General features: G+C 57.8%; 4 protein-coding genes and 6 rRNA genes. All 10 read right to left on the reverse strand.

The genetic code is table 11. The features are described 5' to 3' along the window. Nucleotides 1-19 precede the first annotated feature (19 nt). Nucleotides 20-1,051, reverse strand: a complete 1,032-nt coding sequence (locus tag ACFXQA_RS12635; protein WP_394520199.1) for an HAD-IIA family hydrolase — start codon at nucleotides 1,049-1,051, stop codon at nucleotides 20-22. Further along, the gene (locus ACFXQA_RS12640; RefSeq protein ID WP_394520200.1) at nucleotides 1,051-1,833 is read right to left on the reverse strand and encodes a hypothetical protein; all 783 of its coding nucleotides are present in this window, start codon (nucleotides 1,831-1,833) and stop codon (nucleotides 1,051-1,053) included. The genes ACFXQA_RS12635 and ACFXQA_RS12640 overlap by 1 nt, the downstream gene beginning before the upstream one ends. Nucleotides 1,834-2,472: 639 nt before the next feature. Continuing rightward, a 5S ribosomal RNA gene (gene rrf / locus ACFXQA_RS12645) occupies nucleotides 2,473-2,589 on the reverse strand. A gap of 105 nt (nucleotides 2,590-2,694) precedes the next feature. Then, a 23S ribosomal RNA gene (locus ACFXQA_RS12650) occupies nucleotides 2,695-5,800 on the reverse strand. Nucleotides 5,801-6,212: 412 nt separating this feature from the next. After that, nucleotides 6,213-7,734, reverse strand: a 16S ribosomal RNA gene (locus ACFXQA_RS12655). Between the two features lie 912 nt (nucleotides 7,735-8,646). Continuing rightward, a complete protein-coding gene (locus tag ACFXQA_RS12660; RefSeq protein WP_394520201.1) occupies nucleotides 8,647-8,907 on the reverse strand; it encodes a type II toxin-antitoxin system RelE family toxin in 261 nt (86 codons plus the stop codon). Further along, entirely contained in the window at nucleotides 8,904-9,167 is a 264-nt protein-coding gene (locus ACFXQA_RS12665; protein WP_394520202.1) for a type II toxin-antitoxin system prevent-host-death family antitoxin, read from the reverse strand. Before ACFXQA_RS12665 ends, ACFXQA_RS12660 begins: the two co-directional genes overlap by 4 nt. Before the next feature lie 183 nt (nucleotides 9,168-9,350). Then, nucleotides 9,351-9,467 (reverse strand): 5S ribosomal RNA (rrf, locus tag ACFXQA_RS12670). Nucleotides 9,468-9,572: 105 nt separating this feature from the next. Beyond that, nucleotides 9,573-12,678 (reverse strand): 23S ribosomal RNA (locus tag ACFXQA_RS12675). Between the two features lie 412 nt (nucleotides 12,679-13,090). Continuing rightward, a 16S ribosomal RNA gene (locus ACFXQA_RS12680) occupies nucleotides 13,091-14,612 on the reverse strand. Together the 16S, 23S and 5S rRNA genes form the textbook arrangement of a ribosomal RNA operon. Between the last annotated feature and the right edge of the window lie 261 nt (nucleotides 14,613-14,873).

Below are 14,873 nucleotides of genomic sequence, written 5' to 3' on the forward strand. Positions count from 1 at the left end.
GCTATCGTAACGACCGTCGTCACGGACGGAAGAACGGGTCGGCGTAGAGGCGTTCGGGCATGCGGAACCCGAAGATGGCCCTGCCCGAATCCCACACGGCGGCAACGCCCGCACGCACCAGATCGATCGGACGGTCGCCCTCCGACACGATCCGCAGATCGGCTCCATCGATCTCGACCGTCGCTTTTCCGACCGTCGTGCGCGCACCCTTCACGACCGTGGGCGGATACGGCTCGAACAGCTCACGAAGGTCTCCGACGATGAAATCCGGACGCGAATCCGGCGGCGCGGCCAGCACGTGCTTGGGTCGATCGATCCCCGTGAGCACGAGAACCGAACGCATGTCTGCCGCCACGGCGCCCTTGATGTCGGTGTCGAGGCGGTCGCCGATGAAGAGCGGGGCGGATGCTGCGAACCGCGCCACAGCCTCACGGAAGATCGGGATCTCGGGCTTGCCCGCGACCGTCGCCAACCGGCCGACAGCGGTGTGCACGGCAGAGACGAGCGTCCCGTTGCCGGGCGCGATGCCTCGTGACTGCGGGATCGTCCAGTCGGTGTTCGTCGCGATCCAGGGAATCCCGCCCTCTTCGATCGGCGTCTTCAAGGCGAACGCCGCTTCGGCGAGATGCACCCACGCCACGTCCGGAGCGAAACCCTGCACGACCGCCGCCGGATTGTCGTCAGCGGAGCGCGTGACGACGAAGCCGGCCTTCTCCACCTCGACGACGAGACCTTCGCCGCCGACGATGAGCACGGTCGATCCCGGGGGCACGAGCGCTGCGAGGAGCGTCATGGCGGCCTGCGGACTCGTGACGACCTCGTCCGCGCGAGTGCTCAATCCGAGCTCGCTCAGGTGCGCCGCCACCGATGCGTCGGTGCGCGACGCGTTGTTCGTGATGAAACCGAGCCTGCGTCCTTCCGCTGCTCGGTTGAGGCTTTCCACGGCGTGCGGGATCGCGCCCGACCCGGCGTAGACCACGCCATCGAGATCGGCGAGCACGACATCCACGCCGTCGAGCGGCGTCGAAGAGGCCGGCGGGCGTCCCCACATCAGCGGTCCTCCCCCTCCACGTGGTCGGACTCGGTGCCGAAGATGTCCAACTCCGGCTGGGGGGCCGCGGCGCGCTTCGATGAAGACGCAGGAGCCGCAGCGAGCGCAACCGCATCGCCCGCGGCGACCTCAGCTTCATCGGGTGCGTCGGGTGCAGGCTCGACCTCGACGGGCTCATCCGCCGCAGGCTCGACCTCGACGGGAATCACCGCGTAAGGGTCCTCGGTCTCGTCGACGATGATCACCTCGAGGTCGGCGACCCCCGACGCGTCGTCCAGCGCGTCGGCGGCGACGTCGGCGCGACGCCGCCACAGCTGAGCTTCTTCGTCTCGTCCGAGTTCTTCGAGCACGGCCGCGCGGGCAGCGAACAGCGCGGGGCTCCACTCGAACGCGCGGTCGGGATTCAACTCGGGGATGTCGAGTTCCTGCAGCGCCCGCTCGGTCTCGCCGAGGTCGAGGCGAGCCCCCGACATGGCGATCGCCAGCTCAACGCGAACTTCGGTGGGCAGTGTCGCTCGGTCGACGCTCCGGCCCTCTTCGAGGCCACGATCCGGCCGCCCCACGCCTCGCTCGCTGTCGACGAGAAGAGCGATCTGATCGTCGCGGCCCGATATCCGCCGATAGGTGCGCAGCTCGCGCAGTGCCAGCGCGAAGTCACCGATGCCATAAGCCGTGATGGCGGCAGTCTCTCGCACGACGGCGATTCGTCCGGCTCGTCGCGTCGCCGCCAGGGCGTGCTCGTGCGCGAGTGCGGGGTCGTCCTCGATGAGACGGGCAGCCATAGCCAGGTGGCGCGCGACCTCCTCGGCGTTCTCTTTGCTCAGAGTCTTGAGTTCGTTCCGCGCCTGCCCCTGCAGGTCGCGAGCGGTGATGTCGTCCGGCAGCTCGGGGCCGCTTTCACGGAACCGCTCGGGCGGTCGCGACGCACGGTCGCCCGTCGACGGTCGGGAATCGCCGCCCCCGCGGTAACCCGATCCCCCGGGGCGGCCGCCGCGATCGTCGTTCCGAGGCGGTCGGCCCGTCCGGTCGCCCTGCGACTGACCCGAGCGGGGAGCGGGACGACCGTCCCGCGAACCCCCGGCGGTGTTCGGTCGACCCGCGCCGTATGGACGGCCTTCGCGCGCCGGACGTCCGGCATCGCGCTGCGGGCGCTCACCTCGTCGGGCCCCGTCATCTTTGCCAGAACGCCCACCCGACGCAGGCGCACCATCTCGCGCGGGGCGTCCCTCCGCTCGGGGACGATCCGACCGTGCAGCACGATCGCCGTCGCGCCGCGGCGCACCGCCCCGTGCGGGCCTGTCGTCGCCACGAGGGGCGTCAGCATCTTCTTTTGCCATGGCGGGGTCCTCCTGGTGGGCAAAGAAATTGCCCCGTAAACGCGAAAGGGCCACCCAACATTGGGTGGCCCTTTCTCGAAAGAAGTCCGGCGGTGTCCTACTCTCCCACAGGGTCCCCCCTGCAGTACCATCGGCGCTGTGAGGCTTAGCTTCCGGGTTCGGAATGTAACCGGGCGTTTCCCTCACGCTATGGCCGCCGAAACACTATTGATGTTTCAGTCATGCACATGACGCATAGTCATTGTTGTGCTGTTCCCGACCGTACATCGGGAACCACTCAGTGGACGCAAGCACCAAAAACGGTGTGTTATCAAATCATCGGCTTATTAGTACCGGTCAGCTTCACGCGTTACCGCGCTTCCACATCCGGCCTATCAACCCAGTAGTCTGGCTGGGAGCCTCTCGCCCGAAGGCATGGAAATCTCATCTTGAGGCCGGCTTCCCGCTTAGATGCTTTCAGCGGTTATCCATCCCGAACGTAGCTAATCAGCGGTGCTCCTGGCGGAACAACTGACACACCAGAGGTTCGTCCAACCCGGTCCTCTCGTACTAGGGTCAGATCCTCTCAAATTTCCTGCGCGCGCAGCGGATAGGGACCGAACTGTCTCACGACGTTCTAAACCCAGCTCGCGTACCGCTTTAATGGGCGAACAGCCCAACCCTTGGGACCTACTCCAGCCCCAGGATGCGACGAGCCGACATCGAGGTGCCAAACCATGCCGTCGATATGGACTCTTGGGCAAGATCAGCCTGTTATCCCCGAGGTACCTTTTATCCGTTGAGCGACAGCGCTTCCACAAGCCACTGCCGGATCACTAGTCCCGACTTTCGTCCCTGCTCGACCTGTCAGTCTCACAGTCAAGCTCCCTTGTGCACTTACACTCGCCACCTGATTGCCAACCAGGTTGAGGGAACCTTTGGGCGCCTCCGTTACTTTTTGGGAGGCAACCGCCCCAGTTAAACTACCCACCAGGCACTGTCCCTGAACCGGATTACGGTTCGAAGTTAGATATCCAGAGTGACCAGAGTGGTATTTCAACAATGACTCCACATGAACTGGCGTCCATGCTTCAAAGTCTCCCACCTATCCTACACAAGCCACACCGAACACCAATACCAAGCTGTAGTAAAGGTCACGGGGTCTTTCCGTCCTGCTGCGCGTAACGAGCATCTTTACTCGTAATGCAATTTCGCCGAGTTCGCGGTTGAGACAGTTGGGAAGTCGTTACGCCATTCGTGCAGGTCGGAACTTACCCGACAAGGAATTTCGCTACCTTAGGATGGTTATAGTTACCACCGCCGTTTACTGGGGCTTAAATTCTCAGCTTCGCCTTGCGGCTAACCGGTCCTCTTAACCTTCCAGCACCGGGCAGGCGTCAGTCCGTATACATCGTCTTGCGACTTGGCACGGACCTGTGTTTTTAGTAAACAGTCGCTACCCACTAGTCTCTGCGGCCTCCAAACGCTTTCGGAGCAAGTCCTAATACGCCGAAGGCCCCCCTTCTCCCGAAGTTACGGGGGCATTTTGCCGAGTTCCTTAACCACGATTCTCTCGATCTCCTTGGTATTCTCTACCTGACCACCTGAGTCGGTTTGGGGTACGGGCAGCTAGAACCTCGCGTCGATGCTTTTCTTGGCAGCATAGGATCACCCACTTTTTATCCGCATCGTGTCTCAGCCTTAATGAGTGACGGATTTGCCTATCACTCGGCCTACGCACTTACACCCGGACTACCATCGCCGGGCTGGGCTACCTTCCTGCGTCACACCTGTTAATACGCTAACCGCACCAGCATGGGGTCGAGCGTTCGCCAAGACGGCTTCACCCCGAAGGGATCCGTCCATTCCTGGTTAGGACTCTTAGCACCACTGGATTAGCTTGGGCGGTTCTTCGCCGGTACGGGAATATCAACCCGTTGTCCATCGACTACGCCTGTCGGCCTCGCCTTAGGTCCCGACTTACCCAGGGAAGATTAGCTTGACCCTGGAACCCTTGGTCTTTCGGAGGACATGTTTCTCACATGTCTTTCGCTACTCATGCCTGCATTCTCACTCGTGTAGCCTCCACGGCTGGTTCACACCGCCGCTTCGCTGGCCACACGACGCTCTCCTACCCATCAACACGGCTGGACCACGAAGGCCTACCAAAAATGTCAATGCCACAACTTCGGTGGCGTGCTTGAGCCCCGTTACATTGTCGGCGCGGAATCACTTGACCAGTGAGCTATTACGCACTCTTTCAAGGGTGGCTGCTTCTAAGCCAACCTCCTGGTTGTCAAAGCAACTCCACATCCTTTCCCACTTAGCACGCGCTTAGGGACCTTAGTTGGTGGTCTGGGTTGTTTCCCTCTCGACTATGAAGCTTATCCCCCACAGTCTCACTGCTGCGCTCTCACTTACCGGCATTCGGAGTTTGGCTGACGTCAGTAAGCTTTTGGGCCCCATCGGCCATCCAGTAGCTCTACCTCCGGTAAGAAACACGCAACGCTGCACCTAAATGCATTTCGGAGAGAACCAGCTATCACGAAGTTTGATTGGCCTTTCACCCCTATCCACAGCTCATCCCCTCAGTTTTCAACCTAAGTGGGTTCGGTCCTCCACGACGTCTTACCGTCGCTTCAACCTGGCCATGGATAGATCACTTCGCTTCGGGTCTAGGACACGCGACTGAATCGCCCTATTCAGACTCGCTTTCGCTACGGCTACCCCACTCGGGTTAACCTCGCCACGTATCGCTAACTCGCAGGCTCATTCTTCAAAAGGCACGCTGTCACCCCTACTAAGGAGGCTCCAACGGTTTGTAAGCAAACGGTTTCAGGTACTATTTCACTCCCCTCCCGGGGTACTTTTCACCTTTCCCTCACGGTACTTGTCCGCTATCGGTCATCTGGGAGTATTTAGGCTTATCAGGTGGTCCTGACAGATTCACACGGGATTTCTCGGGCCCCGTGCTACTTGGGATACTCTTCGCGTCAAGAGAGGCATTTCGACTACGGGGTTGGCACCCTCTATGACCGGCCTTTCAAGACCGTTCGTCTATACCTTCTTGTAACGCCGGCTGCTCGGCAGAGCAACCTGAAAAGTCCCACAACCCCGAATACGCAACTCCTGCCGGATATCACACGTACTCGGTTTAGCCTGTTCCGGTTTCGCTCGCCACTACTAACGGAATCGCGGTTGCTTTCTCTTCCTGTGGGTACTGAGATGTTTCACTTCCCCACGTTCCCTCTACCCGCCCTATATATTCAGGCGGGAGTCACTGGGTCGGCACGCCGCCCAGCGGGGTTTCCCCATTCGGACACCCTCGGATCAAAGTGTGCTTATCCACTCCCCGAGGCTTATCGCAGATTGCTACGTCCTTCTTCGGCTCCAGATGCCAAGGCATTCACCGTTTGCTCTTAAAGATTTGAAATCACATGAGTTTTATCAAGAATCGAACCCCACCCGAAGGTGAGGCTGAAATTGACTAATGATCTTTAAAAGATCATCTATAAGAACTGACCGAAGTCAGTTCAAAGATGCTCGCGTCCACTGTGTAGTTCTCAAAGTACGGGCGGTGCCCCTCTCGCAAGCCACAACCGTGGCAAACGAAAAAGGCCCCAGAGGTTCAGTTACGGTCCGAAAACCGCACCCGGTCCCTCAGGACCCAACAGCGTGCATGTACCGATTAGTCCACCAAGTCCCTTTCCAGCTGCAAGCAGCGTACTGAGAACCGGGCATCCCGGTCGGCACCTTGTCTAATGTTCCACCCATGAGCTAACCCCCCGAGAACATTCGTCCCGAGCGGGCTCTGGGATCTCCGAAGAGATCCAGATGCTCCTTAGAAAGGAGGTGATCCAGCCGCACCTTCCGGTACGGCTACCTTGTTACGACTTAGTCCTAATTACCGATCCCACCTTCGACGGCTCCCTCCACAAGGGTTGGGCCACCGGCTTCAGGTGTTACCGACTTTCATGACTTGACGGGCGGTGTGTACAAGACCCGGGAACGTATTCACCGCAGCGTTGCTGATCTGCGATTACTAGCGACTCCGACTTCATGAGGTCGAGTTGCAGACCTCAATCCGAACTGGGACCGGCTTTTTGGGATTCGCTCCACCTTACGGTATTGCAGCCCTTTGTACCGGCCATTGTAGCATGCGTGAAGCCCAAGACATAAGGGGCATGATGATTTGACGTCATCCCCACCTTCCTCCGAGTTGACCCCGGCAGTATCCCATGAGTTCCCACCATTACGTGCTGGCAACATAGAACGAGGGTTGCGCTCGTTGCGGGACTTAACCCAACATCTCACGACACGAGCTGACGACAACCATGCACCACCTGTTTACGAGTGTCCAAAGAGTTGACTATTTCTAGCCCGTTCTCGTATATGTCAAGCCTTGGTAAGGTTCTTCGCGTTGCATCGAATTAATCCGCATGCTCCGCCGCTTGTGCGGGTCCCCGTCAATTCCTTTGAGTTTTAGCCTTGCGGCCGTACTCCCCAGGCGGGGAACTTAATGCGTTAGCTGCGTCACGGAATCCGTGGAATGGACCCCACAACTAGTTCCCAACGTTTACGGGGTGGACTACCAGGGTATCTAAGCCTGTTTGCTCCCCACCCTTTCGCTCCTCAGCGTCAGTAACGGCCCAGAGATCTGCCTTCGCCATTGGTGTTCCTCCTGATATCTGCGCATTCCACCGCTACACCAGGAATTCCAATCTCCCCTACCGCACTCTAGTCTGCCCGTACCCACTGCAGGCTGGAGGTTGAGCCTCCAGTTTTCACAGCAGACGCGACAAACCGCCTACGAGCTCTTTACGCCCAATAATTCCGGATAACGCTTGCACCCTACGTATTACCGCGGCTGCTGGCACGTAGTTAGCCGGTGCTTTTTCTGCAGGTACCGTCACTTTCGCTTCTTCCCTGCTAAAAGAGGTTTACAACCCGAAGGCCGTCGTCCCTCACGCGGCGTTGCTGCATCAGGCTTGCGCCCATTGTGCAATATTCCCCACTGCTGCCTCCCGTAGGAGTCTGGGCCGTGTCTCAGTCCCAGTGTGGCCGGTCACCCTCTCAGGCCGGCTACCCGTCGACGCCTTGGTGAGCCATTACCTCACCAACAAGCTGATAGGCCGCGAGCTCATCCCTGACCGAAGTTCTTTCCAAACGTTGAAGATGCCTTCACGTTTCGTATCCGGTATTAGCAGCTGTTTCCAACTGTTATCCCAGAGTCAGGGGCAGATTGCTCACGTGTTACTCACCCGTTCGCCACTGATCCAGAGAGCAAGCTCTCCTTCACCGTTCGACTTGCATGTGTTAAGCACGCCGCCAGCGTTCATCCTGAGCCAGGATCAAACTCTCCGTAAAAGAATTTTGCCCCCCAAAACCGGAATAGGTTAAGGAGAACGAGTTTGATCTGACGATCGGATGTCATTACTGACAAATCCGTTTAATCTCAAAAGAATCTCATCGACCAACAAAAGCTGGCCGCGAGGTTTTTTGGCATTTTGACAAGTGCACGCTGTTGAGTTCTCAAGGATCGGACGCACCTGCTACTCGGCTCCTCAGCCTCGCCCGCAGGGCAACTTCACTACCTTATCCCAACCACCCCAACTGTCAAATCAGCGTCTCACCTCGCCGAGCGAGATGTACTGAGTGACTCGGTCGGAGCGACCGGGTTCCTGATCATAGACCTTTCGGTCGGTCACACTCAAGAGTGTGACCTGATCGGGATGCTCATCCTCTTGAGGGGGCGGGGCCTTTCGGCCTCTCCGCTCTCCCTTTGGGGCGAACGTTTATAACTCTAAGACGGACTCCCCCGTTCGTCCAATCAGGCTGCGTCTCGGGCGTGTCGCACGGGCCCTCGACAACCGAATTCCCAGGTGGGGCGGGCTATCGGCGAGCGAGTGTCCTTACTGACGCGGCCGGTCGCCTGGAGAACGGCCGCCGGCCTCACCCGATCTCGACCACGGGTCACCGGCCCCCGACGCTGCTCGATGACCCGAGGAGGCTCAACGGGGTCACCTCGATGGAGCCCTGCGAGCACGTGTGGATGCACACCCGCTTCCGAGCGAAGGTGTGGCGAGGCGGATCAACGCGTCGAGGTTCACACCCCGACCACACCCTCGTTTACGATGATGCCTCGAAGCTCTTCGCTCTGGGCGCCGCTTCGCGCTCGAGCATTCGAACCACGTAAGGCGTGGGCACGGGCACCACCCCGTCACACCCCGTGCTCTCGCCAAGAAGATGCCGGCTACCGGCCGCCATCCGAAGTGCGAACTATCGGTCGTAGACGTCGCGCCGGTGTCCGGCCCGAACGACCGTGACGGTCAGACGATCGTCGACAATGTCGTAGATCACGCGGTAGTCCCCGACCCTGATGCGCCACGCCGTCTTCTCCCCCACGAGCTTCTTCGCACCCGGCGGGCGCGGCTCAGCAGACAACTGATCGATAGCGGAGAACACCCGATCACGAGCGGGACGCGGAAGCTTCTTGACGTCGCGGGCCGCTGCGGTCGTGAAGTCGACCTGATAGCTCACGAAGCGAGGTCGCGCTGCACTTCGTCCAGCGACACGCGTCCGCCATCATCGGCAGACTTCGCACGACGGTAAGCGTCGACATCTTGTGACATCTCGAACTCCTCGAGAGCCTCGAGATCAGCTGCGCTCACGACGACCGCGGCCAGCTTCCCGTTTCGCGTGATCCCGATCCGCTCACCCGCGTACATGGCTCGGCCGAGAACGTCGGAGAGCTGCGCTCGGAGCTCGCGGGTCGAAACCTCGCCTGAAAGGGTGTCCATACGCACAATGGTAGCGCGTGTGTACACAGCTCGGGCGGACACAGTCGTCTTGCTCCGCGGTCTTGGCAGCGACACCTGTGTCGGCGCCGGGACCCCCTCAGCGGGGTCCTCCTGGTGGGCAAAGAAATTGCCCCGTAAACGCGAAAGGGCCACCCAACATTGGGTGGCCCTTTCTCGAAAGAAGTCCGGCGGTGTCCTACTCTCCCACAGGGTCCCCCCTGCAGTACCATCGGCGCTGTGAGGCTTAGCTTCCGGGTTCGGAATGTAACCGGGCGTTTCCCTCACGCTATGGCCGCCGAAACACTATTGATGTTTCAGTCATGCACATGACGCATAGTCATTGTTGTGCTGTTCCCGACCGTACATCGGGAACCACTCAGTGGACGCAAGCACCAAAAACGGTGTGTTATCAAATCATCGGCTTATTAGTACCGGTCAGCTTCACGCGTTACCGCGCTTCCACATCCGGCCTATCAACCCAGTAGTCTGGCTGGGAGCCTCTCGCCCGAAGGCATGGAAATCTCATCTTGAGGCCGGCTTCCCGCTTAGATGCTTTCAGCGGTTATCCATCCCGAACGTAGCTAATCAGCGGTGCTCCTGGCGGAACAACTGACACACCAGAGGTTCGTCCAACCCGGTCCTCTCGTACTAGGGTCAGATCCTCTCAAATTTCCTGCGCGCGCAGCGGATAGGGACCGAACTGTCTCACGACGTTCTAAACCCAGCTCGCGTACCGCTTTAATGGGCGAACAGCCCAACCCTTGGGACCTACTCCAGCCCCAGGATGCGACGAGCCGACATCGAGGTGCCAAACCATGCCGTCGATATGGACTCTTGGGCAAGATCAGCCTGTTATCCCCGAGGTACCTTTTATCCGTTGAGCGACAGCGCTTCCACAAGCCACTGCCGGATCACTAGTCCCGACTTTCGTCCCTGCTCGACCTGTCAGTCTCACAGTCAAGCTCCCTTGTGCACTTACACTCGCCACCTGATTGCCAACCAGGTTGAGGGAACCTTTGGGCGCCTCCGTTACTTTTTGGGAGGCAACCGCCCCAGTTAAACTACCCACCAGGCACTGTCCCTGAACCGGATTACGGTTCGAAGTTAGATATCCAGAGTGACCAGAGTGGTATTTCAACAATGACTCCACATGAACTGGCGTCCATGCTTCAAAGTCTCCCACCTATCCTACACAAGCCACACCGAACACCAATACCAAGCTGTAGTAAAGGTCACGGGGTCTTTCCGTCCTGCTGCGCGTAACGAGCATCTTTACTCGTAATGCAATTTCGCCGAGTTCGCGGTTGAGACAGTTGGGAAGTCGTTACGCCATTCGTGCAGGTCGGAACTTACCCGACAAGGAATTTCGCTACCTTAGGATGGTTATAGTTACCACCGCCGTTTACTGGGGCTTAAATTCTCAGCTTCGCCTTGCGGCTAACCGGTCCTCTTAACCTTCCAGCACCGGGCAGGCGTCAGTCCGTATACATCGTCTTGCGACTTGGCACGGACCTGTGTTTTTAGTAAACAGTCGCTACCCACTAGTCTCTGCGGCCTCCAAACGCTTTCGGAGCAAGTCCTAATACGCCGAAGGCCCCCCTTCTCCCGAAGTTACGGGGGCATTTTGCCGAGTTCCTTAACCACGATTCTCTCGATCTCCTTGGTATTCTCTACCTGACCACCTGAGTCGGTTTGGGGTACGGGCAGCTAGAACCTCGCGTCGATGCTTTTCTTGGCAGCATAGGATCACCCACTTTTTATCCGCATCGTGTCTCAGCCTTAATGAGTGACGGATTTGCCTATCACTCGGCCTACGCACTTACACCCGGACTACCATCGCCGGGCTGGGCTACCTTCCTGCGTCACACCTGTTAATACGCTAACCGCACCAGCATGGGGTCGAGCGTTCGCCAAGACGGCTTCACCCCGAAGGGATCCGTCCATTCCTGGTTAGGACTCTTAGCACCACTGGATTAGCTTGGGCGGTTCTTCGCCGGTACGGGAATATCAACCCGTTGTCCATCGACTACGCCTGTCGGCCTCGCCTTAGGTCCCGACTTACCCAGGGAAGATTAGCTTGACCCTGGAACCCTTGGTCTTTCGGAGGACATGTTTCTCACATGTCTTTCGCTACTCATGCCTGCATTCTCACTCGTGTAGCCTCCACGGCTGGTTCACACCGCCGCTTCGCTGGCCACACGACGCTCTCCTACCCATCAACACGGCTGGACCACGAAGGCCTACCAAAAATGTCAATGCCACAACTTCGGTGGCGTGCTTGAGCCCCGTTACATTGTCGGCGCGGAATCACTTGACCAGTGAGCTATTACGCACTCTTTCAAGGGTGGCTGCTTCTAAGCCAACCTCCTGGTTGTCAAAGCAACTCCACATCCTTTCCCACTTAGCACGCGCTTAGGGACCTTAGTTGGTGGTCTGGGTTGTTTCCCTCTCGACTATGAAGCTTATCCCCCACAGTCTCACTGCTGCGCTCTCACTTACCGGCATTCGGAGTTTGGCTGACGTCAGTAAGCTTTTGGGCCCCATCGGCCATCCAGTAGCTCTACCTCCGGTAAGAAACACGCAACGCTGCACCTAAATGCATTTCGGAGAGAACCAGCTATCACGAAGTTTGATTGGCCTTTCACCCCTATCCACAGCTCATCCCCTCAGTTTTCAACCTAAGTGGGTTCGGTCCTCCACGACGTCTTACCGTCGCTTCAACCTGGCCATGGATAGATCACTTCGCTTCGGGTCTAGGACACGCGACTGAATCGCCCTATTCAGACTCGCTTTCGCTACGGCTACCCCACTCGGGTTAACCTCGCCACGTATCGCTAACTCGCAGGCTCATTCTTCAAAAGGCACGCTGTCACCCCTACTAAGGAGGCTCCAACGGTTTGTAAGCAAACGGTTTCAGGTACTATTTCACTCCCCTCCCGGGGTACTTTTCACCTTTCCCTCACGGTACTTGTCCGCTATCGGTCATCTGGGAGTATTTAGGCTTATCAGGTGGTCCTGACAGATTCACACGGGATTTCTCGGGCCCCGTGCTACTTGGGATACTCTTCGCGTCAAGAGAGGCATTTCGACTACGGGGTTGGCACCCTCTATGACCGGCCTTTCAAGACCGTTCGTCTATACCTTCTTGTAACGCCGGCTGCTCGGCAGAGCAACCTGAAAAGTCCCACAACCCCGAATACGCAACTCCTGCCGGATATCACACGTACTCGGTTTAGCCTGTTCCGGTTTCGCTCGCCACTACTAACGGAATCGCGGTTGCTTTCTCTTCCTGTGGGTACTGAGATGTTTCACTTCCCCACGTTCCCTCTACCCGCCCTATATATTCAGGCGGGAGTCACTGGGTCGGCACGCCGCCCAGCGGGGTTTCCCCATTCGGACACCCTCGGATCAAAGTGTGCTTATCCACTCCCCGAGGCTTATCGCAGATTGCTACGTCCTTCTTCGGCTCCAGATGCCAAGGCATTCACCGTTTGCTCTTAAAGATTTGAAATCACATGAGTTTTATCAAGAATCGAACCCCACCCGAAGGTGAGGCTGAAATTGACTAATGATCTTTAAAAGATCATCTATAAGAACTGACCGAAGTCAGTTCAAAGATGCTCGCGTCCACTGTGTAGTTCTCAAAGTACGGGCGGTGCCCCTCTCGCAAGCCACAACCGTGGCAAACGAAAAAGGCCCCAGAGGTTCAGTTACGGTCCGAAAACCGCACCCGGTCCCTCAGGACCCAACAGCGTGCATGTACCGATTAGTCCACCAAGTCCCTTTCCAGCTGCAAGCAGCGTACTGAGAACCGGGCATCCCGGTCGGCACCTTGTCTAATGTTCCACCCATGAGCTAACCCCCCGAGAACATTCGTCCCGAGCGGGCTCTGGGATCTCCGAAGAGATCCAGATGCTCCTTAGAAAGGAGGTGATCCAGCCGCACCTTCCGGTACGGCTACCTTGTTACGACTTAGTCCTAATTACCGATCCCACCTTCGACGGCTCCCTCCACAAGGGTTGGGCCACCGGCTTCAGGTGTTACCGACTTTCATGACTTGACGGGCGGTGTGTACAAGACCCGGGAACGTATTCACCGCAGCGTTGCTGATCTGCGATTACTAGCGACTCCGACTTCATGAGGTCGAGTTGCAGACCTCAATCCGAACTGGGACCGGCTTTTTGGGATTCGCTCCACCTTACGGTATTGCAGCCCTTTGTACCGGCCATTGTAGCATGCGTGAAGCCCAAGACATAAGGGGCATGATGATTTGACGTCATCCCCACCTTCCTCCGAGTTGACCCCGGCAGTATCCCATGAGTTCCCACCATTACGTGCTGGCAACATAGAACGAGGGTTGCGCTCGTTGCGGGACTTAACCCAACATCTCACGACACGAGCTGACGACAACCATGCACCACCTGTTTACGAGTGTCCAAAGAGTTGACTATTTCTAGCCCGTTCTCGTATATGTCAAGCCTTGGTAAGGTTCTTCGCGTTGCATCGAATTAATCCGCATGCTCCGCCGCTTGTGCGGGTCCCCGTCAATTCCTTTGAGTTTTAGCCTTGCGGCCGTACTCCCCAGGCGGGGAACTTAATGCGTTAGCTGCGTCACGGAATCCGTGGAATGGACCCCACAACTAGTTCCCAACGTTTACGGGGTGGACTACCAGGGTATCTAAGCCTGTTTGCTCCCCACCCTTTCGCTCCTCAGCGTCAGTAACGGCCCAGAGATCTGCCTTCGCCATTGGTGTTCCTCCTGATATCTGCGCATTCCACCGCTACACCAGGAATTCCAATCTCCCCTACCGCACTCTAGTCTGCCCGTACCCACTGCAGGCTGGAGGTTGAGCCTCCAGTTTTCACAGCAGACGCGACAAACCGCCTACGAGCTCTTTACGCCCAATAATTCCGGATAACGCTTGCACCCTACGTATTACCGCGGCTGCTGGCACGTAGTTAGCCGGTGCTTTTTCTGCAGGTACCGTCACTTTCGCTTCTTCCCTGCTAAAAGAGGTTTACAACCCGAAGGCCGTCGTCCCTCACGCGGCGTTGCTGCATCAGGCTTGCGCCCATTGTGCAATATTCCCCACTGCTGCCTCCCGTAGGAGTCTGGGCCGTGTCTCAGTCCCAGTGTGGCCGGTCACCCTCTCAGGCCGGCTACCCGTCGACGCCTTGGTGAGCCATTACCTCACCAACAAGCTGATAGGCCGCGAGCTCATCCCTGACCGAAGTTCTTTCCAAACGTTGAAGATGCCTTCACGTTTCGTATCCGGTATTAGCAGCTGTTTCCAACTGTTATCCCAGAGTCAGGGGCAGATTGCTCACGTGTTACTCACCCGTTCGCCACTGATCCAGAGAGCAAGCTCTCCTTCACCGTTCGACTTGCATGTGTTAAGCACGCCGCCAGCGTTCATCCTGAGCCAGGATCAAACTCTCCGTAAAAGAATTTTGCCCCCCAAAACCGGAATAGGTTAAGGAGAACGAGTTTGATCTGACGATCGGATGTCATTACTGACAAATCCGTTTAATCTCAAAAGAATCTCATCGACCAACAAAAGCTGGCCGCGAGGTTTTTTGGCATTTTGACAAGTGCACGCTGTTGAGTTCTCAAGGATCGGACGCACCTGCTACTCGGCTCCTCAGCCTCGCCCGCAGGGCAACTTCACTACCTTATCCCAACCACCCCAACTGTCAAATCAGCGT

The organism is Microbacterium shimangi, assembly GCF_043556445.1.
In the GTDB taxonomy this organism is placed as follows: Bacteria; Actinomycetota; Actinomycetes; order Actinomycetales; family Microbacteriaceae; genus Microbacterium.

Excerpts from the sequence above, each read along its gene's own strand:
- ACFXQA_RS12635 (WP_394520199.1), bottom strand. The coding sequence starts at position 1,051 with ATGTGGGGACGCCCGCCGGCCTCTTCGACGCCGCTCGACGGCGTGGAT.
- ACFXQA_RS12640 (WP_394520200.1), bottom strand. The coding sequence starts at position 1,833 with ATGGCTGCCCGTCTCATCGAGGACGACCCCGCACTCGCGCACGAGCAC.
- ACFXQA_RS12665 (WP_394520202.1), bottom strand. The coding sequence starts at position 9,167 with ATGGACACCCTTTCAGGCGAGGTTTCGACCCGCGAGCTCCGAGCGCAG.